The following is a 22,426-nucleotide window of genomic DNA, read 5'->3' as shown; positions in this document are numbered from 1 at the left end:
GCATGAAAACATGACGGATTTAAAACAAAAAGCAAATGAACTGCGTAAAGCAGTGATCCAATCATTGACACAGGCAGGCTCAGGGCATACCGGAGGTTCTCTTTCAGCTATTGATATTTTAACCATTTTATATTATCAAGAAATGGATATTACATTAAATAATTATGATCAAAATGATCGGGATCATTTTATTCTTTCGAAAGGGCATGCAGCACCTGCTTTATATACTGTATTGGCAGATAAAGGATTTTTCCCAAAAGATGATTTAACTGATTTAAGAAAGTTGGGTTGTCATCTACAAGGTCATCCGGATCGCATCAAAACAAGAGGGGTGGATTCGTCCAGTGGTTCTTTAGGTCAAGGGCTTTCAATTGCTAATGGTTTAGCATTGGCAAAACGTTTGGATAGTATTGAAAAAAACACGTATGTGTTGCTCGGTGATGGGGAATTACAAGAAGGACAAGTCTGGGAAGCAGCAATGACCGCCGCTCATTATAAATTGGATCGAGTGATTGCTTTCATTGATAACAATGGCTTACAGATCGATGGCACCAACGATGAGGTCATGGCTGTCCAGTCAATTGATGAAAAATTTGCTGCGTTTAATTGGCATGTGATTCAAGCTGACGGACATGATTTCACTTCCTTGACTCATGCAATTACTACAGCAAAAAGGTTTACAGACGGGCCGTCGGTTATTGTGTGTCAAACAGTTAAAGGAAAAGGGATCAGCTTTATGGAAAATCAAGTGGGCTGGCACGGCAAAGCACCTTCTCCGACAGAAGCTGAAAAAGCTTTGGCTGAGCTGAAGGAGGTATTTTAAGTGAAAAAAGCCACTAGACAAGCGTATGGTGAAACATTGATAAAGTATAAGGACAAGAAAGAGTTAGTCGTGTTGGATGCGGATTTATCTGCAGCAACAAAAACAGATAGATTTTCAAAAGAAGCACCAGAAAAGTTTTTTAATTTGGGGATTGCAGAAGCAGATATGATTGGGACGGCGGCAGGTTTGGCTTTAGGCGGCAAACGTCCATTTGCCAGCAGTTTTGCAATTTTTGAGGCAGGTCGAGCCTATGAGCAGATTCGTAATGCAGTCGCTTACCAAAAATTAAACGTGACGATTGCTGCAACGCATGCCGGAATTACAGTAGGTGAAGATGGCGGTTCTCATCAGGCAATCGAAGATATTGCATTGATGCGAGTCATACCAGGCATGACAATTATCAATCCGTCTGATGATTTAGAAACCGAAGCAGCGATTGAAGCGATCATGCAACAAGAAGGGCCGGTTTATTTACGATTGGGTCGTTTAGCTGTTGCGCGTATTCATGAACAGAAGAAGCCATTTATCATCGGGCAAGCAGAAATGCTGAGGCAGGGAAATGATGGTACGATTATTGCAACTGGTTTGATGGTACAAGAGAGTCTGGCTGCTGCTGAACAGCTGGCACAACAAGGAATAGAAGTACGAGTGTTGAATTTCTCCACGATCAAGCCGCTGGATGAAGAGCTTGTATTACGAGCAGCGCAAGAAACGCCATGGCTCATCGTTGCTGAAGAACATAGTGTGATTGGCGGTTTAGGCAGTGCCGTTTCCGAATTTTTATCTGAAAATTATCCTACAAAAGTAATCAAAATTGGAATTCAAGACAAGTTTGGTCAATCTGGTGAGCCGGAAGTGTTAAAAGAATTTTACGGACTGACCATAAAAAACATCACTGAAAAAGCAATTCAGGCAGCCAAATAAGAAGAAAAAAAGCAAATGTTCATTATTGACGGCACGAGAAAAAGACAGTAAATCTTACCAGGGTCTATATAATATATAATTGATTCCCGCTGTCTCCATAGAATCTTAATGAATAGGACTGAAACTGTTGACTTGTTAGGGGGGATCAATGGATTTCGGTCCTATCTTATTTAGATAATGTACATTATTTATGTTTATATAATCAGCTGGTTATTATTTTTCAATGGTCTGAAAAATCGGTCGGTTAGGATCAGTTTAAAATACAATGCTAATCCTGCTTAATAGAATTTCAACCATTGTATTAGGGTGTGTCTAAAAACTCAAGCAGCGAATATTTTGATAATTTTTATAGAACGCATCGTCATAAATACCTGCTTATGACCCACATAATCTGTGTTTTTTTCCTTGATTTTAACAAAAATCACTGAAGAATTCGAATGCCACCGACTTTATAGACACGCCATAACCGATTTAAAACTAAGACATGCTTCTAATCCAAGAAACGTGCGGTTGATATGAGAGTAACTTCAAGGATAGATATGTCACATTCAAAGCTTGTCGTCTACATACAGCTATCTCTTTGTATGATGAGCTAGCTTTATTCAAGGAATATTTATCAAGACTACGCATATAGCATGTCTTGTATGTCCCTAAGACATGCGACGAGCATTTGAAGAGCAGGAATGAATTAGTGCTGATTCATCTATATTGGATTGCTTCCATTCTTGAATAAGACTCATTTCCTGTGGTTTGCTTTATTGCTGGTTTTTCTATAATTAGAAGTACCCTCTAGATCCTTTGATGTGAAGCAAGAGGTTAGCAACCATGTGATAAGTAGTAAGACTGCCAGTATTTTCATTATCTATGAGCACCTGCTTTTTCAAATTTTTCTGATAAGTAACTTTTGGTACTCTTGTTATCCTTATTATGAGTAAAAGATATATAGCTTCTTTGATGAAGTTATTATTGAGTCTTTGAATATAATTTCTGCTGATTTTGTGAAAAACTCCTCGGAAAAAATAAGGGTCAACTTTATTTTTAGAAAAAGCTTTTACCGACTTTTATTATTTTTCCTCAATAAATGGCTTCTGATTGATAACTAATATCCGGCTTAATGGCATTTCAAACAACTTGAAGCAACTAAAAAAGATATGATTCTTTATAGACTGTTATCATAAATTTATTTTTATAGGTATGTATCAATGATTTATAAAATCTTCTAATTTATCAGTTTCAGAATCATACATACTGATTTTTTGACCGATAATTTTGATAAAACTAGGGACAAATTCGATTTCATAAGTGTCTCTAATATCTTGAATATCAGGATCAGTTTCTGTATTTTCTGTATCAATGTAATATATCGTAGGAGTTTGTGAATCTATCAACTTATCCAATTCGGCAACAAAGTTTCTGCAATATGAACAGGTAAGACGACCAAAATATACAAATATTGTTTCTTCACTAGATATTTCAGTCAATTTTTGTGTGAAGTCAAGTGGGGATATTAATGACAACGAGTCTGTGTTTTGTTTATATGCCTCTTTCTGTTCAGAAGTTAATGATAGGCTTGAACTGGTAGTTTCCTGTGTTGGGTTATCATTTGTGATTGAATTGCATCCCACTAAAAATAAAGAAATACAAAAATATGCTATCAATTTAAATGTTTTTTTATACATTTGAACGCCTCCGGATTATAAATAGTTTTAATTTTATTAATTTTATGATAACATAAATTATCAAGTAAGGAGGAATAAGAATGCAAAAAGTTTTAAAAGTATTTTCAGTATTCATTATGTTAGTAACAAGTTTGATTGGTTTGTCACAAGTGACATTTGCAGAGACGTCAGAAGCAGAAACTCTTACACCAAAAGAGCAACAAACGGCAGAAGTGGTTCTCGGAGGTATATCTCGTTATGTTGATAAAAATGGTGATTTTCAGCTGAGAATCAATGATATTGAGAATTTGCAAGTAGAATTAGAATCAATAAATGCGTCTGTTTCTGCAATTGAATTGAAAGAGGCTATTGATCGCTTTAACTACTTGATAGTTGCAGAAGACGGCGAAGGAGCGATTTCTAATCTTGTTGAAGATGTGTCAGAAGTTTTACCTGATCCTAATTCACGATTAAGAGGTAAACTGGTTACATGTAGTAATGTTATGGGAGCTATTGGACTTATTCATGCAGGTTCCTATTCAGCGGCTGCTTATCTTTTAGGAATCACAGGTCCAGCAAGTCTTTTAATTCCACTGATTGTTTCTACAGCATACTATTTAGGAGGTTTATTGTGCTAACAGGAGGTATTAAAATGGTGAACAAACTAGCTCAACATTTTTTTGTTGTTTTTTCTATTTTAAGTGTTATGTTTGTTTTAACAGCATTTAGAGATAGCCATACTATATTAATTCCACTTGTTTTCCTATTGATTGTTGTATGTACGATAGTTGCTAATTTATTTTTTGCTGTTTCATCTTTAAAAAAAAATTTTTTCAAGCATGAAAATAAGGTGTTTAGCGTACTAGCTTTGGTACAAGTTGCTTTTATATTAGCATTATATACAATTTTTGTATATTTAGGCTTAGTATAGCATAGATTGAATAGTAAAAAAGACAGGATTCTTTGAATTTACCCAAAAATGAGCTAAGCCAATCAAAAAGGAGAAGTCTAAAGAACAACCTTGTGGAAAACAAGCGGTTCTTTGGGCTTCTCTTTTGAAATCTGTGGATAAAAAAGCCCAAGTTATGGTAAAGTTAAGTCGACAAAAACAAAAACTTTATAACAAGGAGCTGTCTTTATTTTATCATGAATTCTTCTGAGTTGTATCAATCAAAACGTTTTCTTCTTTCTTTTTCTGAAAAACTTTCCTTAGGTCTCTCAAAAACGAAACAATGCTTTATTCGAGAGCTGCTGTATGGCATAAGTAAAGCCCAAACGGTCATCATTTCTGATATTGCTCGGGCACTGGAAGAATCGTCTCCTTTTCAAACAACCAAAAGGCTTTGTCGAAACGCTTCTTCTTTTTCTCACTTTCGCACCCTCCAAGATAACTACCTACATTCCCTTAAAAAGCAGTTGACCGATGACAAGCTTGTTTTTAGTAGACAGTTCAGATATTACCAAGCCGTATGCTCAACACTTTGAGGCTTTCGGTCACGTACACGACGGGTCTAGCGGACGAATAGAAAAAGGCTATACCATAATCAACTTTTCGATTGCTTCTCCTAAGTCAAAACACCCAATCCCTATCTATTCTCATCATTGTTCTGCTGCTGAAGACCAATTTGACAGTATGAACGTAGAAACCATGAAAAGGGTGAACCAAGTGCCTATTTGGTGATCGTTCCTATACATTCGTAATGGATCGTGGCTATGATTCCAAAGCACTCTACCAAGCCTTTACCTAACGAAGTCAACTATTTATTACACGTTTGTGTGGGAAACGATCCCTCTACTATCAAAACAAACGATTGAAGGTTCCTGAATTAGCTCAGCATCGAAAAGGAAAAATCTCCTTTCAAGCAACGATCAAAGGAACCACCCATGACTTAAAAATCAGCCATATTCCTGTTACACTTCCTTGTTTGAAGGGGATAGCTCTAAATAGGGTCATTATTTATGGGGATGGAAAAAAACCAATGAAACTCCTGACAAATAAACCTATTCACTCAAAAAAAGACGTGCTAAGCATTGTTAAATGCTTACTGCACCCGTTGGAAAATCGAGGAATTGTTTCGTGTACAAAAACAAGAAGTTCAACTAGAAAAAATGCGCACTCTTTCACTCAATTCGCTACGACTTGTTTATCGTTTAATCAATTATTTAATCGGTGCCTATTCATTAAAATTGGAAAAGGACACCCTTTTAACTGCACATATTCTCGCATGTTCTAAAGCACATCGGGCGGCGAAAACCGTTGCATTTCACTTGTATCGATTCATTCGTGGGATGGCTCGCTTGTTGGCTTGGGATCATGCAACGCTTAAAGCATTTGCGACGCAGAGACAGACCTCTTTAAACCAGTCTTTTTCTTGTTTTTCAGTTTGAATCTTAAATTTAAATTTTGTTGTGAAATTTGTTCAATTTAGGCAGACTGAAAAAAATAGTTGAATTTTGTATTGTATATTTCACAAAATATTGGTAAGATAAAAAATGATAGCGCTTACTAATATTGGTTGAGGATTACGGGAGAGAACAGGCGATCTGTCACCGAAGGAATAAGCAGCAAACCTCGCAGGCATTTGCTGTGAAGATCTCAGGTAAAAGGACCGTAATCTGACAAACCTCTGGAGAGCATTATGCACCGAAGGAGCAACCCTTGAAAAAGGAGAATCTCTCAGGTTAATAACAGAGGATAACTGCAAGGATTTTTTTGCTGTTATCCTCTTTTTGTCGCGCTCAAAAAGTTAGACGGCAATAATTAAAAGAAAGTGAGGGTGAAGAATGGAGAAAAAGACGTCATTGTATGAATGCCATGTAGAAGCAGGCGGGAAAATTGTTCCCTTTGCCGGTTATCTTTTACCGGTACAGTATCAGGAAACAGGAGTAATCAAGGAGCATTTGGCTGTAAGAAATGAGGCTGGACTGTTTGATGTTTCACACATGGGGGAAGTTCTTTATGAGGGGAAGGATGCGACAGCGAATATCCAGAAACTTTTGACGAACGACTTTTCGAAAATGCCGATTGGACGGGTGCGGTATAGTCTGATGTGCAATGATCAAGGCGGAGTTTTGGATGACTTGCTGGTTTATAAAATGGGAGAAGAAAAATATCTGCTGGTTGTGAATGCAGGCAATCGTGAGAAGGATATTCAATGGATGCAGGAGCATTTATTTGGAGAAGTACATTTTGAAGATGTCTCAGACAGCTATGGTCAAATTGCCTTGCAGGGCCCTGCATCAAGAGAAATAATTAAGAAATTGACTGAAGCAGCTATGATACCGGAAAAATATTATACATTTACGGATAATGCAGTGGTGGCAGGTGTTTCTTGTATCATTTCGCGAACCGGCTACACAGGCTCTTTCGGATACGAATTATATTGCTCATCAGAAAAGGCGCCGGAACTTTGGCGGGCTTTACTGGCAGCGGGTGAAGAGTTCGGATTGGTTCCCTGTGGTCTAGGGGCAAGGGATACATTGCGGCTGGAAACAGCAATGCCTCTTTATGGACATGAAATGGATGAAACCATCACTCCTTTTGAAACGGGCTTAAACTTTGGTATTAAAATGGGAAAAGATGATTTTATTGGGAAATCAGCACTGGTTGGCAAGGAGGCGCCGTCAGTAACCCGTGTCGGAATTGAATTGACGGGGCGTGGAATTGCAAGAGAGCATGTGGAAGTCTATTTAAAAGACGGGGACAAGATCGGAGAAACAACGTCGGGAACCTATTGTCCTTTTATTGAAAAGGCAGTTGCTATGGCAATTGTTGATAAGGACCATTCAGCTGTTGGTACTGAAATTGAGTTGGCAGTCAGGAATAGACGAATTCCAGCAAAAATAGTAAAAATGCCGTTTTATTCGGCTTAATTTGAGAGGAGAAAATGTAATGAGCGAAGTAAAATTTACAAAATCACATGAGTGGGTAAAGGTAGAAGGGGATACAGCGAAGGTGGGTATTTCTGATTATGCACAGGAAGAATTAGGCGATATTGTGTATATTGATCTTCCTGATATAGATGATGAAGTATCAACAGGAGAAGGATTTGCAGATATCGAATCAGTAAAGACAGCATCAGAGCTTTATTCACCCATCAGCGGAACGGTGTCGGCAGTTAATGAAGAGCTTGAAGACAGTCCAGAGCTTATCAACTCAGCTCCATATGATTCTTGGATTATGGAAGTGAAGGATTTGGGTGAGACAGCAGAACTGATGACAAAAGAAGAGTACGAAGTATTCGTTCAAAAAGAATCAGAGAAGTAATAAGCAAAAAATTTGAGGAGGTTGTCAGATGGGCAATTATTTGGGAACGACCGAAAAAGAACAGCAGGAAATGTTAAAACTGTTGGGACTGAATACGCTGGATAAGCTGTTTGAAGAAATACCTGACAAAGTGAAGATTAGTGAACTTAATCTTCCAAAGGGCGGTTCTGAGCGTGAGGTTAAAAGGAAGATGCAGGAACTTGCAGAAAAAAATAAAGTGTTTTCGACAATATTCCGTGGTGCGGGTGCTTACAGACATTATATTCCAGCTATTGTAAATCAGATAGCAGCTAAGGAGGAATTTGTTACTGCATATACACCTTATCAGGCAGAGATTAGTCAGGGGCTGCTGCAGTCAATTTTTGAATATCAGACAATGATTTGTGAACTGACTGGAATGGACGCAACGAATGCCTCTGTATATGATGGTGCAACAGCTGCTGCCGAGGCAATTAATATGTGCATAGAAAAGAAACGTAAAAAAGCATTGATTGCAGCAACTGTTCACCCAATGACACTGTCAACGATTAAAACCTACTATGATTCGAGAGGAATCGAAATTGTTGTCATTCCGGAAAAAGACGGTCAAGTCGATTTGAATAAACTTGAAGAATTGATGGATGAAACTGCAGCATGTGTGCTGGTTCAACAGCCGAATTATTTTGGAAACCTTGAAAAGGTAGAAGAAATCATTCGTGTTACGAAGGAATACAAAGCCAAGGCAGTTGTAGCTGTGAATCCGCTGTCGATGGCAGTATTGAAGACACCGGGAGAAATGGGTGCAGATATTGCTGTAGGCGAAGCACAGCCTTTGGGACTGCCATTGAATTTTGGCGGAGCCTATATTGGTTTTATTGCGACAACCAATAAGATGATGCGCCGTCTTCCAGGGAGGATTGTCGGTGAAACTGCAGATGTCAAAGGCAGACGCTCCTTTGTTCTGACGCTGCAGGCTCGAGAACAGCATATTCGCAGAGAAAAAGCGGCGTCCAATATTTGTTCCAATGTGGCCCACTGTGCGCTGACTGTTTCAATTTATTTAAGTGCAGTTGGACCTGAAGGGTTGAAAAAAGCAGCAATGCAGTGCTATGACAAAGCTCATTATATGGCCGACAAACTCTCTGCTCTTTCAGAAGTTGAACTGGTAAATGATACTGATTTTTTTCACGAATTTGTAATAAAGCTCCCGGTAGAGGATGAAAAGCTGCTGCAACGATTGGAAGAAAGAGGAATACTTGGCGGGTTGCCGACAGAAAGAGGTCTCCTGTGGTGTGTGACTGAAATGAATACCAAAGAAGAAATCGATGAGGTCGTTTCAATAGTAAATGAACTCATTAGAGAGGAGGCTGCAATATGAAGCTGATATTTGAACGTTCGATTGAGGGATATGAAACTGACTGGATCGGTCAAAGTGAAGTTCCTCCATGTGAACTGCCGGAAGAGTTGAGTCGCACAAAGAAACTGAATTTGCCGACAGTTTCTCAAAATGAATTGAGCCGCCATTATACAGAACTTGCAAATGCGACCTTTGGTGTGAATGATGGCTTCTATCCTCTGGGCTCATGTACGATGAAATATAATCCTAAAATCAATGATGAAGTTGCCAATTTTTCCGGATTTAGAGATATCCATCCGCTGCAGCCGGTTGACTCTATCCAAGGTTGTCTGGAAACTTATGTATTGGCAGAAAAATGGTTTTCAGAAATCAATGGAATGGATGCATTTACCTTCCAGCCGGGTGCAGGGGCACATGGTGAGTTGACAGCACTCTTAATGATGAAAGCATACCATAAGAAAAACGGCGACAGCCACAGAAATAAGATCATTATTCCGGACTCAGCGCATGGTACAAATCCGGCAAGTGCAGCAATGGCTGGGTTTGAGATTGTAAATGTTGTTTCAGATGAATACGGCTGTGTTGATTTGGCAGCGCTTAAGAATGCTGTGGGAGAGGATACTGCAGGCTTGATGCTGACGAATCCAAATACAATCGGGATTTTTGATAAAAATATTCTGGAAATTACTGAAATAATTCATCAGGCAGGTGGTTTAAATTATTATGATGGTGCCAATTTAAATGCCATTATGGGTGTGGTGCGACCTGGTGATATGGGCTTTGATGTTGTCCATTTGAACATTCATAAGACATTCTCTACGCCTCATGGCGGGGGCGGACCGGGACTGGGTCCGGTTGGTTGTAAGGAACTGCTGAAAGAATTTCTGCCTGATTTTTATCCGGTTGAAACAAAGGAAGGATTTGAATTTTCAACTCCTGCAAATTCTATTGGGACTGTAAAAGGATTCTATGGACATTTTTCTATTTTAACACGTGCCTTAACTTATGTACTGTTCCTTGGTTCTGAAGGAATTTCATCTGCTTCAAAAACAGCTGTTTTACATGCAAATTATCTGTTGAATGGATTGAAGGATAAATTTGAGGTTCCGTATGGTGAACGATGCATGCATGAATTTGTTTTGAGTCTGGACAAGCTGAAGAAAGAAACTGGTGTATCGGCACTAGATATGGCAAAAGGACTCCTTGATCATCGGATGCATCCGCCAACCATGTATTTCCCTCTGATTGTTCCCGAGGCGCTGATGCTGGAGCCGACGGAAACAGAATCTAAAAAGACAATGGATGAGGCACTGCAGATTTATCGAGATTTGCATGAGCTGGCTTATAGGGATGGCGAGAGTTTCCATGATTTCCCGAAGACGACCATTATTGGTCGAGTAGATGAAGTAACTGCCGCACGCAGCCCAAAAATTCGTTATGAATTTTCTGAGGAGGTTTAGTTTATGTATGATTTGATTGTAATTGGTGCTGGTCCCGGAGGCTATGTGTCAGCTATTAAAGCTGCTCAGCTGGGAATGAAGGTTGCTGTCGTCGAAAAAGGGAAGGCGGGAGGTACGTGCCTGAACCGCGGGTGTATTCCTACTAAAACACTTCTTCATGCTGCAGAGGTGATCGAAGCAGTGAAAAAGTCTTCAAACAGCGGGGTGAGCTTTGGGGAAGCGAATATTAATTTAGAAGAATTGTATCAAAGAAAAAATGCTGTTGTTTCTATGCTTGTAGAGGGCATTGAGAACTTATTGAGCGCTAATGGTGTTGACTTAATAGTGGGAACAGCTAAAATAACCGGTCCTCATGAGGTGACTGTCGGGACAGAAATTCTGGAGGCGAACAATATACTGATCGCAGCTGGTGCAGCTCCACAGATACCGCCAATCAAAGGAGTCGATCTGTCCAAGGTTATTACGAGTGATAGTCTTTTGGCAGAAGTACCTGATTTTAAGCGGCTGGTTATTGTGGGCGGTGGGGTCATAGGTGTTGAATTCGCAAGTGCATTTCGGGCTTTCGGTTGTGAAGTAACAGTCATTGAAGCCTTTGATACATTGTTGTCGAATTTTGATAAAGAAATATCTAAGAAACTGGCACTTTCACTTAAGAAAAAGGGAATTGCGGTTCATACGAAAGCAAGTGTCTCTGAAATACAAAGTCAGGCGGGTTCTTTAAAGTGTCTATTTACCAGTAAAAATAAAGAGCAGTCGGTTGAATGTGATAAAGTTCTGATTGCTGCAGGAAGAAAAGCATATGTTGATGGATTATTTGCCGAGGGCTGCATGTGTCATACGGACGAGGACGGCATTATTGTAAATGAGAATTTCCAGACCAATATTCCGTCTATTTACGCTATCGGGGATGTAATCAGCGGAGCTGTTCAGCTGGCTCATGCAGCATCCGCTCAGGGAGTGAATGCAGTTTTAACCATCAATGGACAGGCTGCTGAGTATGACCTTTCTTTAATTCCCTCCTGTGTCTACACCTCACCGGAGATTGCTTCTGCAGGGATGGATGAAAAAGCTGCAAAAGTGTCAGGCATTCCAATAAAAATCGGGAAATATAATATGGCTGGCAATGGGAAAAGCATGATTGCTGAAAGCGATATGGGTTTTATTAAAGTAATCAGCCATGGGGAAACAGGCGAACTATTGGGGGCTCAGATGATGTGTGATCGGGCAACGGATATGATTATGCATTTTACACAGATGATCCATCAGAAGGTGACGGTATCAGAAGCAATTGAAGTGATCTATCCGCATCCGACATTCAGTGAAGGGATCGCTGAAGCATTGGAAAATACGTTCGGGAATACCATTCATGTCATGCCGATGCGGAAATAAGGCTGTTAACAAAATTAAAAAGAAGCAGGTAGGATATGATTAATACAATTAATGACTATATTAAAAACTATGATTCAGCAGTAGGTTCGGCAATTGCTGCAGAGCTGGGAAGGCAACAGCAAAATTTGGAGCTGATTGCTTCAGAAAATATCATTTCTGAACCAGTAATGCTGACTATGGGCACTGTACTTGCCAATAAATACGCTGAAGGCTATTCCGGCAAACGGTATTACGGAGGCTGTGAGCATGTTGATGTCGTAGAGGATATTGCGAATGAACGATTAAAGGAATTATTTGGTGCGGGCTATGCAAATGTACAGCCCCATTCAGGAGCACAGGCAAATACTGCAGTTTATTATGCATTGCTGGAACCGGGAGACACAGTTATGGGAATGAACTTAGCCCATGGCGGACATTTGACACATGGCTCTCCGGTAAATATCTCTGGTAAATACTATAATTTTGTTCCATATGCTATTGATGAAATGAGCGGTTTTATCGACTACGAAAAAGTAAGGAAAACTGCATTGGAATGCAAGCCCAAAATGATTGTTGCTGGTGCTTCATCTTATCCAAGGGCAATTGATTTTAAACGTTTTTCTGAGATTGCAAGAGAGGTAGATGCCTATTTGTTTGTTGATATGGCTCATATTGCCGGGCTGGTCGCAGCAGGACTTCATCAAAATCCGGTAGAGTATGCGGATGTAGTGACATCAACGACCCACAAAACATTAAGGGGTCCTCGCGGCGGAATCATACTGACAAAGGATGAGGAATTCGGCAGGCAATTTAACAAAGCCGTTTTCCCTGGTATTCAGGGCGGACCGCTAATGCATATTATTGCTGCTAAAGCTGTCTGCTTCGGTGAAGCTCTTAAACCGGAATTCAAAGTGTATCAGCAACAAGTCATAAAAAATGCCAATGCTTTGGGTGAAGCAATGGTTTCAGAAGGCTTCCAACTGGTTTCAGGAGGAACAGATAATCATTTGATGCTGGTGGATCTCCAAAATTTTGATATTACGGGGAAAGAGCTGGAAAAAAGATTAGATGATGTGTATATCACTGTAAATAAAAATGCTGTTCCGAATGATCCGAAAAGTCCTTTTGTAACCAGCTGCATTCGCATTGGCACACCAGCAGTGACAACAAGAGGCCTCAAAGAAGAAGATATGCGGAAAATTGCGTATTTTATTAAGCAGACAGTTACTGATTTTGATAATTCCGCAGAGAGAATCCGAAAAGGAGTTACCGAAATATGTGAGAGATATCCGCTTTATGAGTAAAACAGAAAAGCAGAACTTTTTCTGAAGGAGAAAGCGAATGACAAATCAGTATACAAGTGTTTTTGATAGTATTGGTCCTGTTATAGTAGGAGGTTTTGACAGAAGTATGCCTGAGCCCCCCTAAAGCCGAATAAACGGTATTCCGATTCGAGCATTCGTAAGAAGCCTTGGAGCAAGTTCTTGCACGACCTTAAGACATGCGACGAGCATTCGAAGAAGCGTAGGAGCAAGTTCATACATGACCCCCAGACATGCGCCGAGCATTCGAAGAAGCGTAGAAGCAAAGCACCTCCATGATTCGAGGATTGGAACGAAGTCTTTCAATTTAGAACTTGCTCATCACATGGAGAAGCTTTGTCACAATCTTGCTTGGATCGGCAAAGTAGTTCGCAAGATTTTTAATTGTTTGAATCGTTTGCTAAAATATATCGCAGGCATAGTCCAGATATTGCACTGGTAGGCGGCTTGTTGGGAATGGAGCCGGATGATGGTAGGCTGGCAGACTCTTTGGAAATTGCCCCTGAACAAGGTATGGAGGTTTTGCTTACAACAGCAAAACCTCATGCGGATCATCCAAATACAGTTTGAATCAGCTTAAAAAAAGGAGAGTACAAATTAAGTCCCACAGGTATTTCAATAGGCGGCGAAAGTATTCAAATTTCTGAAATCAATGGGTTTAAACGCCATTTATCCATAACCATTCCGACATACCTGGTTGTTCACTGGGATATGCCAGGCTTAATTTCTAAAACAGCCGGTGCTTTTTCTGAATATCAGATTAATATTGCCATGCTGACGATAACAAGAGAGTCAAAAGGAGAAAAGGCAATTATAGTTTTGGAAGTAGATTCACAAGAAAAAAGCGCAGAATTGATAAATAAAATTCAAACTATTTCAGGTATCCATTCTGCAAGTTTTTTCTTTTAATATAGCAGAAATGAGGCATAGATATATTTGAAAGCGTTTTATATCCAGCGGCAATGACAGAGAAAATTTGGTCTGCCAGTGCTATGGTCAGCGCAGCAATTGTGATAACAATGGGTGGAACACCAAAACAAGCTGCAAATGCTCTTGCCATAACGCTGAAAAATATGCTAGGGTTGATATGCGACCCTGTAGCAGGTCTGGTGGAGGTACTCTGTGCAACGAAACATTGAGTGCTTCACAGGCGTTCATTTCAGCTGACATGGCTCTTGCAGGAATAAAATCAGTCATTCCAGCTGATGAAGTAATTGAAGCCTTGAATAATGTTGGGAGACAGATAACCAGCATTTTTAAAGAAACAACGGAAGGAGGATTAGCTAGAACAGCAGCAGGAATAGCAATTGGCAAAAGGATATTTAGGAGTCATTAAAAAATCTTTATTGATTGAGAGGGGAGCATTGTTTTTGTTTTTGGAGACAAAGTATGAAGTAATCAATGAAAGGGAAGAGACGTACTATGGAAAATAAAAAGAAATTGTTTTATGGCTGGTGGATTGTTGTAGGATGTGTTGTCATCACAGCAACTGTCGTGCCTTTAGTCATGTCGTTGTCAGGAAAGTACGCTTTAGCGGTAACAGAAGAGTTGGGCATTAACCGCAGTCAATTTATGCTGGCGAATACAATTGTACAAATGATTGGGATATTTCTTTCGCCGATTGTATCCAAACGAGTTGCTTTAGGTCAGATGAAAATGCTGCAGGTTGGGGGAATCATTGGATTTTGCATTAGTTATTTTACTTATTCTTTTGCTCAAAACGCGATGCATTTGTATATTTCCTCCTTCTTTATCGGAATCTTCTTCTGGGCTTCTGCACTTATTCCAATCAGCTACATGGTAACAATGTGGTTCAAGGAAAAGCGTGGACTGGCTATGAGTATTGCCATGGCAGGGATTGGTTTAGGCGGAACAATATTTTCTCAGGTAGTTACTATTTTCCTGGATAATTATGGCTGGAGGACAACTTATCAGCTGATGGCGGGGATTGCGCTGGTTTGTTCATTACCAATTGTACTTTTTGTATTTAAAAGCTCTCCGGCTGAAAAAGGGTTGGTTGCCTATGGTGCTGATGTTGAACCAGCTAAGCAATCTGAGGGAGCGATTGAAGAAAGTAAGGACTCTGCGATTACCGTAAAGGCTTCTTATGGAAAATTCTTTTTCTGGCTGGTCATGATTGGCATGTTCCTTAATGGTCTGATTAATACAGGTGCCTTGTCCAACTTTCCTGCAGCGATTCAGGAAATGCATGATCCGACAACATCTGCAAATATTATTTCTATTTACTCATTTGTCGGAATTTTCGGAAAACTGCTTCTTGGTTGGATCAATGATCGATTTGGCGTAGTAGCAAGCAGTATCTTTGGCTGTGGTGCATTTTTTATTGCATTTATTTTGATGCTTTTTGGGCAAAATCTAGGAGTAATGTATCTAATGGCATTTTCTTTTGGGCTGGGTACTCCGATTGGAACGGTTTCTCCACCACTGATTACAGCGAGTGTCTTTGGTCAAAAAAATTATCCCGAAGCCTTCGGTCTGGTTAGCAGTGTAGGAACTCTCGGGACAGCTATCGGCTCAGTGTTTGTTGCCAGGATTTTGGATATGACAGGTTCTTACAGTACAGCATGGCTGTTTATGATTGTTTTCACTGCATTAACACTATTTGGTTGGATTGGTTCTTATGTTACTTCACGTAGATATTTTGATGGTGCTCAAAAAGCTGACAGCGTGAATGTTGTGGAGTAGAGGGAGGAAAAAACATGAGTTTAAAAGAACAGTTATTTGAAAAATTACGTGAAAAAGAAAGCAGAATGATTGAAATTCGCAGATACTTGCATCAACATCCTGAGCTGTCTTTTTACGAAACAGAAACCGCAAAATATATTGCTGATTTTTATGAAGGTAAGGGTTTGGATGTTCAAGTTGAGATAAATATTGGTGGAGAACATGGCGTGATTGTAACCATTGATTCAGGAAAACCCGGGAAGACGTTAGCTATTCGAGCAGACTTTGATGCTCTCCCAATAAAAGAAGAAACCGGACTGTCCTTTGCTTCTGAAAATGAGGGTGTTATGCATGCGTGTGGTCATGACGGTCATACTGCCTACATGCTTGTATTGGCAGAAACTTTGGCTGAAATGAAAGATCAGCTGAATGGAAAGATCAAAGTGCTTCATCAGCCTGCGGAAGAAACTCCTCCTGGAGGTGCTGTGGGCATGATCAAAGCAGGATGCCTTGAAGGCATTGACAATGTGGTTGGGATACATGTGATGAGTACGTTTCCATTTGGTAAGATTCTTTATAGAGAAGGCGAAGTTCAGTCTGCCCGTTCCTTCTTCAAGCTGACAATTGAGGGCAAAGGGGGGCATGGCTCTTCTCCGCATGAAGCAAATGATGCAATTGTTGCCGGCAGTTATTTTGTGACAATGCTGCAAACCGTTATCAGTCGTCGAATCAATCCTTTTGATATGGGTGTTGTGACAGTTGGTTCCTTTGATGCTAAAGGAATGTTCAATGTCATTAAGGATAAAGTTGTTTTGGATGGAGATGTACGGGCGATGAGTGAGGGGGCACGGAGTATCATTGATGCAGAAATCAAAAAAATCTGTGAGGGACTGGAAGCAGCATTCAGTGTAAACTGTGTACTGGAATATACAACAGACTATCCTGTTTTATATAACGATCCGGCATTTACAAGACAGGTTGCAGAAATCTTGAAGAATAGTCAGATGGATAATGTTGATAGTGTCGAAGTGACTCCGCCGTTACCGCCTTCAGAAGATTTTGCTTATTATGCTGAAAAAGTGCCAAGTACATTTATTTATGTGGGGGCTCAGGTAGAAGGAAAGCCAGCTTACCCACATCACCATCCTAAGTTCGATATCAATGAAAAATCATTGCTGGTTTGTGCGGAAGCAATGGGCAGTATTGTTGTTGATTACTTGAATAAAGGATGATTGGTTTAGAACGTTAAAAAATTTTCTATTGCTGGACATTATTTATAAACTATCTTTTATTATAATTTATAATTTGGTCAGATCAGCAGTTATCTATCTTGTTTAAAAGATTATGTTGAAGTTTCCTGTTAAGGAAAGGTCTTCAATATAATCTTTTTTTTGTGCAGAAATTTATAGTTTATTAATTTTTTCCTTCGAATTTACCCATTTTTCACTAAAAACCCTATTACATCAGTGGTTACAGAAGCTGTTTTCTAAACAAATAGAATACGCTTCGGGAGACTGTTCGCTCAATGATTTTCTATATTGGTTTCTAAAATTTGAGGTAAATTCAAAATTTTTTCCATCTTTTATTATTTCTGGGAGTACGATAGAATAAAGGATAGTATTACAAAAAAGGATTTTATTTGTGAAAATGAAGGGGTTTACGCAATGGAGAAAGAGTATTATATTTTGGAACCATCTTTAGCTTCTGCTGCAACAAAGCAAGAAAATATTGAAATGTGGCTGAAAGCAAAAGAAACAGATTTTTATAAAGCTCAGATTGAACAGGAAAGAGATTATTGTTTTTGGTGTTATATTACTGAGACTGCGAAACAAACATCGCTGGAAAGCTATACATCAATGGCGTATACATTGAATGATCCGCAAACTTTGAATGTTGCTGCTAAAACGAATTTTATTCTGAACAAGGATGAGGTTCTCTATATTCACACATTATCTGTAGTCCGAGACGGTCAAGTTATAGATAAACTGGATGATATTAATGTAAAAGTTCTGGATCATATACAAGAAGGCAATAATGGAAGCTTTTCAGATCAAAAAAATATAACGATTCTTATTCGGGATCTGCATTTAAATGATGTTTTTATTATTGAGACAACGATTAAATGCAAATACAGTGAAGACAGTCTTCGTAATCAATTTTTCCGCTATAGCTATTCCTATCCTGGGCCTTATTGGGCATATAGTGAATATCGGTTTCAGTTAAAAAATGAAAGCGGACAAGCCCTTGAAGGAAATTATCATTATTTTCGTGATGAATCAGGAAAGATTATCGAGAAGGAAAAAGTTGTTATTGCAGATCAGGGAACATTCGTAATTGAGGAAAAGCTGTTTAACGGAAAGGAAATAAAAGAAGGAGAGATTGAGCCATTTATTGATTTTTCCACTCAAAAAAATTTTACTGAGATTACTGAGGTATTGGCAGAACTATATCAAAAATTTTATCAGGCAGATGTGAATACTTTTGCTGCTGAGTTAATAAAAGAATTAGAACTGCTTCCTTCTTTGGAAAATAAAATCAGATATGCTATAGACTTTGTTCAAAAGCAAATCTATTATTTATATAATGCTTCTGAGATGGATGGACATGAGCCTCAGGCAGCAGATAGTACATTTAAAACAAAACAGGGGGATTGTAAGGCAAAGACAGTTCTTTTAAAAGTGCTTCTTGATTATTTAGGTATTCATTCCGAGATTGTGCTGGTAAATTATGAACGGGATATCTTTTTGCCGGTGTATACGCCATCTCCATTTATTTTCAATCATGCCATTTTAAAAATATATTATGAAGATAAAATTTATTTTGTAGACGCAACGGTAGAAAATGATCAGGGGGTGCTAGGCAAACGTCGAAAAGACAGTTTTATGTATTATTTGGAAATAAAGGCAGGGACTGAGCTGCAGAAACAGATGCCTTTTCAGGAGCAGCCGCCGGTTATTGAAGAGATCATTACCTGTAATGTAAAAGAAGATGCAGCAGATTTCAGCTTAAAAGGTACTTTGCGCGGAAGAGTTGCGAATACAACCAGAGATATGTTTAAAAACCAGACCAATAAAGATATTATAAAGACATTTAATGGTTCAATTTATAATAACATGGCCTTGCACAACAAATATGAAGCTGAAGAGATTGATAAGTACTTCAGTGATACATCTATTCAGATAGTTAATGATAATAAAGAACAAAATGAAATACAGGTACTCTATAAAGCTCGTATTTCCAGCCCTTATCTAAAAGAAGGGAATAAACGCTTTTTGCATTACTGGGATCGAACTTATTTTGTGGATGACGGAGCTAAAAATTTTCATCACCGAGATTTTCCATTTTGGATTGACCGCAATTCAGTGAAAATGGAAATTCATTTAACCACTGATTGTGCTATTGATCAGCAGGAGAAATTTACACGACAGGAATGCGATATCCAATCTGTCTGGCTGCAGCATCGGACGACTAAAAAGATTTCTGAACATGGTGTATCTTGCTATTTAGAGTATCATCCGTATCGCAACTTAGCTATTTCAGGAAAAGAGCTGGAAGAATATATTAAAGTGAATGATCAAATTAGAAACAGCAATTTGGGTGTAGGGATTGATATTGTTGAGGATACATTTTTCAAGAAAATCAGTCGGCTGTTCAAAGGGAAATAAGTCCTTTTTATTGTATTCTTTGGAATAGGCCAAGTCAGAAGAATGATTTTATATCAGAAAATAGTTTATTAAGATAAAAAAACAAAAAAGATCAGTTTATGTAGTTAGAGGAAAAACGAACCTCTCAGGGGGACAAACTACGTAGACTGATCTTTCATGAAATTAAAATGACGACTGCATAAGGAAGAGTATAACGACATAAATATGCAAAACTAAAAATGTTTGATTAGCTGTTGTATTAATACGAATTGTTCAGTTTTGAGCTTTTTGGTATAATAAGCTATGTTTTCATATTGAATTAGCTGTTTTATATGAAAACTTCCCGGCATTATTGTTTTGCAGACTAAGTAGTGTCGGGATTGGAAAGAGTTGTTGATTTGTATAGCAGTTTTAAACTAAAAAGTAATATGTTTTTCGTACTTTTCCAATATAAAGGTCATTTTAATTTTAAGGAAGTAACCCCTCTGTTGGTAAATGTTATCAGACATTAAAGAAACGATAAAGTACATTTGAAGCGTTTTGATAAAACCGCACTAAAAAGTACTTTTTGTAAGCAAAAAAGATGAAAAAGCTTATTTATTTCTTTAATGTGTGTGTTATTGACACGAAATGGAGGAGATTTTTTGGAAATTGGAGAGACATTAAGATTTATTCGAAAAAAGAAAAAGTTCACTCAACAGGAGATTTCGAAAAGCTATCTGGATCGCACAGCTTATTCAAGAATTGAAGGAGATGAACGACCAGTTAGAATGAACGATTTAAGTGGGATTCTGGATGGTTTGTCTGTAAATGTGCATGAATTTTTTTCCTATATTATGTTTGATTACGATCAGCAATCTTTTAGAGAATTACTTCATAATTGCCTAGACCAATCCAACAATCATCACGACAAAGAAAAGCTGATCAGTTATTTTAAAAGATTAAATAACAAGACGAATAAAAACTTAAGAGAATTTTCCAACTATTTAGCAATTAAGCACTGCTTTCAAAATTTATGGAATGAAATCCCTCCGATTAATAAAAATGATGTTGAGATCGCTTATAGAAACGTAGCGGATAAAGATTATTATTTCCAATATGATTACGCAATAATCATGAATATTATTCCTTATTTTTCAACTGAACGGGCTGATTCGATTATAAAGCAGGTAATTCCAATCAAAGATGAGGCTAAGAGAGACAGTACAACAAAGAATTTTGCCTACAGTATTTTGATAAACTTAATTAATCTTAGAATTCATGACAATAATTTAAGTTCTGCAAAGGATTATCTTGAACTGGCAAAAAAGCAACCTAGTCTTTTTAGAAATTATAGTCACAGACTGGATTTAAATTATTTGGACAGTCTAATAGAATTTCTATCTAATGGAGATCCTTCTGCTTATACTAAGCTTTTAACTTTTGTAAATATGACCAGAGATATCGGAGATTATGAAAAAGCAGAGACAATGAAAGCAGAACTAAAGACATTGACACAAAAGAAATTTGATGAAAAATATAAAGAAAAGAGAACACATCTTCCAATCAACCTCATAAAAGAGGGATAATTTATAGGAAAGCAAGAAAGATACTGAGACAGCTGGAATTCTGTTTTCAGTAATTTTTATGTGCGCCCTGCATGGGTAACGACTAGTGTCTTGTTCTGAGATTATTCTTCTATAGAACGCAACTGCAAGAATCATCATGGTCAAGTATTTGGACAGTGGACTTCAAGCAAATCGTCTGTGAAAAATGGCTGCTCGACTCCATCGCTGAATCAAATCCAATCAGCTGTAATTAGCCTTGTAAAACAGCTCTGATTCCCGATCTTCCTTTGACACTGCGGAGATTTTTGACCAGTCGATCTTTTTGCTTTTCATTGACTAAAATGTAACTCCTATTATTTCTTGCTAGGAAAACTTTCTCTTACCAGACTGTACTTATTTAACAGTAATAGAGCGGGTCAATGTCCGGACAAGATAATAGGCGGTGAAAGTCTGCTACAGGTTTGGCAGTAGGAGCTGTTGGATGGCAAGGCGACAATCGTGATGTTGTGGCTGAAGCAGGTCGGATGAGTCTGCATAACAAGACAAAATCTACTACTGATCGAAACCCATACAGTAAATTCAGCAGTTGCAATGAAAGAGAATTTCCTCTGGTAATTGTCCAGTATACTAAAATTGAAGTACCTACGATGAACGATGTAGTAAGAAGTATTTGTCCGAAAGGAAGAAAAAGAAGATGATTTAAGCTATGAGTATTAGTATAATGAACACAAAAAGTTTTTTATCTGGGAATTGAAAATATTTGGACAAAAATTCACACTGGAATTCCTATGGTTTGTCAGCTTTTTAAATTACTTGATATCTATGAGGAGTAAGGCTCAGCGATAGTTGTGTATAGATGAAGAGGGTTTATGGAATAGTATGAAAACTTGAAAAGGATAGGGCTATGGGGATTCAATTAACATTAATCACAAATAAAGAACAGCTTAGTGAAGTACAAAACATATACCAAAAATCGTTTAGTGAACTGCTTGAGAAATATCAGGACGTAGAGACCAATCCGGCAATGGAAGAATTGGATAGTCTAAAAAGTAAATTTTTGCGTTCGAACACTTCGTTTTTCTTTATAGAATATACTGGCAAAAAAATTGGCGTTATCCGCGTATTGGTGGAACAGCCAATTGGACGTATTGCACCCATTGCGATACTACCGGAAGCGCAGGGACATGGTTTGGGCTATATGTCGATGCTGAAAGTAGAAAAACAGTTTCCAGAGGTGACCTGCTGGCAGCTGGACACGATTAAGCAGGAAGAAAAACTCATCTGTCTTTATGAAAAATTGGGCTATGCTCAAACAGGATTAGAAGTAAAAGTAACAGATAAGATGGATATCGTCTATATGGAGAAAAACATTTCTGTTCTTGGAATGTGAAG

General features: G+C 38.4%; 19 protein-coding genes, 1 pseudogene and 1 riboswitch. Of the genes and pseudogenes, 19 read left to right on the top strand and 1 reads right to left on the bottom strand.

Annotated elements, in window-relative coordinates:
• Window positions 1-10 precede the first annotated feature (10 nt).
• The gene (locus LI954_RS09810) at window positions 11-823 is read left to right on the top strand and encodes a transketolase (RefSeq protein ID WP_229444371.1); all 813 of its coding nucleotides are present in this window, start codon (window positions 11-13) and stop codon (window positions 821-823) included.
• Window positions 824-1,747: a transketolase family protein gene (locus LI954_RS16225; RefSeq protein WP_229444370.1), complete on the top strand. Its 924-nt coding sequence runs from the start codon at window positions 824-826 to the stop codon at window positions 1,745-1,747.
• 1,199 nt (window positions 1,748-2,946) lie between these two features.
• Here the strand turns inward: LI954_RS16225 and LI954_RS09800 are convergent.
• On the bottom strand, window positions 2,947-3,426 hold the full coding sequence (locus LI954_RS09800; RefSeq protein WP_229441095.1) for a hypothetical protein: 480 nt from the start codon (window positions 3,424-3,426) through the stop codon (window positions 2,947-2,949).
• Window positions 3,427-3,506: 80 nt separating this feature from the next.
• On the opposite strand from LI954_RS09800, the gene LI954_RS09795 reads away from it, so the two are divergent.
• From LI954_RS09795 to LI954_RS09715, 17 genes and pseudogenes are all read left to right on the top strand, one after another.
• Complete coding sequence (locus tag LI954_RS09795) at window positions 3,507-4,043, top strand: hypothetical protein (protein ID WP_229441094.1); 537 nt, start codon at window positions 3,507-3,509, stop codon at window positions 4,041-4,043.
• Between the two features lie 14 nt (window positions 4,044-4,057).
• Complete coding sequence (locus tag LI954_RS09790; RefSeq protein ID WP_229441093.1) at window positions 4,058-4,336, top strand: hypothetical protein; 279 nt, start codon at window positions 4,058-4,060, stop codon at window positions 4,334-4,336.
• Window positions 4,337-5,921: 1,585 nt separating this feature from the next.
• A riboswitch (glycine riboswitch) is annotated at window positions 5,922-6,027 on the top strand.
• A 162-nt stretch (window positions 6,028-6,189) separates the two neighbouring features.
• Entirely contained in the window at window positions 6,190-7,278 is a 1,089-nt protein-coding gene (gene gcvT, locus LI954_RS09785) for a glycine cleavage system aminomethyltransferase GcvT (RefSeq protein WP_229444369.1), read from the top strand.
• A 19-nt stretch (window positions 7,279-7,297) separates the two neighbouring features.
• The gene (gcvH, locus tag LI954_RS09780; RefSeq protein WP_229444368.1) at window positions 7,298-7,672 is read left to right on the top strand and encodes a glycine cleavage system protein GcvH; all 375 of its coding nucleotides are present in this window, start codon (window positions 7,298-7,300) and stop codon (window positions 7,670-7,672) included.
• Between the two features lie 28 nt (window positions 7,673-7,700).
• Window positions 7,701-9,029, top strand: coding sequence for an aminomethyl-transferring glycine dehydrogenase subunit GcvPA (gene gcvPA / locus LI954_RS09775; RefSeq protein WP_202068470.1), 1,329 nt, complete (start codon window positions 7,701-7,703; stop codon window positions 9,027-9,029).
• Window positions 9,026-10,468 (top strand): aminomethyl-transferring glycine dehydrogenase subunit GcvPB, encoded by a 1,443-nt coding sequence (gcvPB, locus tag LI954_RS09770; protein ID WP_229444367.1) that lies wholly within the window; start codon window positions 9,026-9,028, stop codon window positions 10,466-10,468. Before gcvPA ends, gcvPB begins: the two co-directional genes overlap by 4 nt.
• A gap of 3 nt (window positions 10,469-10,471) precedes the next feature.
• Window positions 10,472-11,857: a dihydrolipoyl dehydrogenase gene (gene lpdA / locus LI954_RS09765; protein WP_229444366.1), complete on the top strand. Its 1,386-nt coding sequence runs from the start codon at window positions 10,472-10,474 to the stop codon at window positions 11,855-11,857.
• Window positions 11,858-11,892: 35 nt separating this feature from the next.
• Window positions 11,893-13,140 (top strand): serine hydroxymethyltransferase, encoded by a 1,248-nt coding sequence (gene glyA, locus LI954_RS09760; protein ID WP_229444365.1) that lies wholly within the window; start codon window positions 11,893-11,895, stop codon window positions 13,138-13,140.
• Window positions 13,141-13,542: 402 nt separating this feature from the next.
• The gene (locus LI954_RS09755) at window positions 13,543-13,728 is read left to right on the top strand and encodes a hypothetical protein (RefSeq protein WP_229444364.1); all 186 of its coding nucleotides are present in this window, start codon (window positions 13,543-13,545) and stop codon (window positions 13,726-13,728) included.
• Entirely contained in the window at window positions 13,729-14,067 is a 339-nt protein-coding gene (locus LI954_RS16350) for an ACT domain-containing protein (protein WP_420705977.1), read from the top strand. It begins immediately after the preceding gene.
• Between the two features lie 62 nt (window positions 14,068-14,129).
• Window positions 14,130-14,494 (top strand): annotated as a pseudogene (locus LI954_RS09745) (L-serine ammonia-lyase, iron-sulfur-dependent, subunit beta); the annotation flags it as partial.
• 86 nt (window positions 14,495-14,580) lie between these two features.
• Window positions 14,581-15,864, top strand: coding sequence for an MFS transporter (locus LI954_RS09740; RefSeq protein WP_229444362.1), 1,284 nt, complete (start codon window positions 14,581-14,583; stop codon window positions 15,862-15,864).
• Between the two features lie 14 nt (window positions 15,865-15,878).
• Window positions 15,879-17,075: an amidohydrolase gene (locus LI954_RS09735; protein WP_229444361.1), complete on the top strand. Its 1,197-nt coding sequence runs from the start codon at window positions 15,879-15,881 to the stop codon at window positions 17,073-17,075.
• A gap of 432 nt (window positions 17,076-17,507) precedes the next feature.
• On the top strand, window positions 17,508-19,508 hold the full coding sequence (locus LI954_RS09730) for a transglutaminase domain-containing protein (protein WP_229444360.1): 2,001 nt from the start codon (window positions 17,508-17,510) through the stop codon (window positions 19,506-19,508).
• 623 nt (window positions 19,509-20,131) lie between these two features.
• Window positions 20,132-21,055, top strand: coding sequence for a helix-turn-helix domain-containing protein (locus tag LI954_RS09725; protein ID WP_202067414.1), 924 nt, complete (start codon window positions 20,132-20,134; stop codon window positions 21,053-21,055).
• A 440-nt stretch (window positions 21,056-21,495) separates the two neighbouring features.
• Window positions 21,496-21,732, top strand: coding sequence for a hypothetical protein (locus LI954_RS09720; RefSeq protein ID WP_229444359.1), 237 nt, complete (start codon window positions 21,496-21,498; stop codon window positions 21,730-21,732).
• A gap of 206 nt (window positions 21,733-21,938) precedes the next feature.
• Entirely contained in the window at window positions 21,939-22,424 is a 486-nt protein-coding gene (locus LI954_RS09715) for a GNAT family N-acetyltransferase (RefSeq protein WP_202067415.1), read from the top strand.
• Window positions 22,425-22,426: the final 2 nt, after the last annotated feature.

This window comes from Enterococcus sp. CWB-B31 (assembly GCF_020567645.1).
Taxonomy (GTDB): Bacteria; Bacillota; Bacilli; order Lactobacillales; family Enterococcaceae; genus Enterococcus_L.
This window is presented reverse-complemented; position numbering and strand designations above follow the sequence as displayed.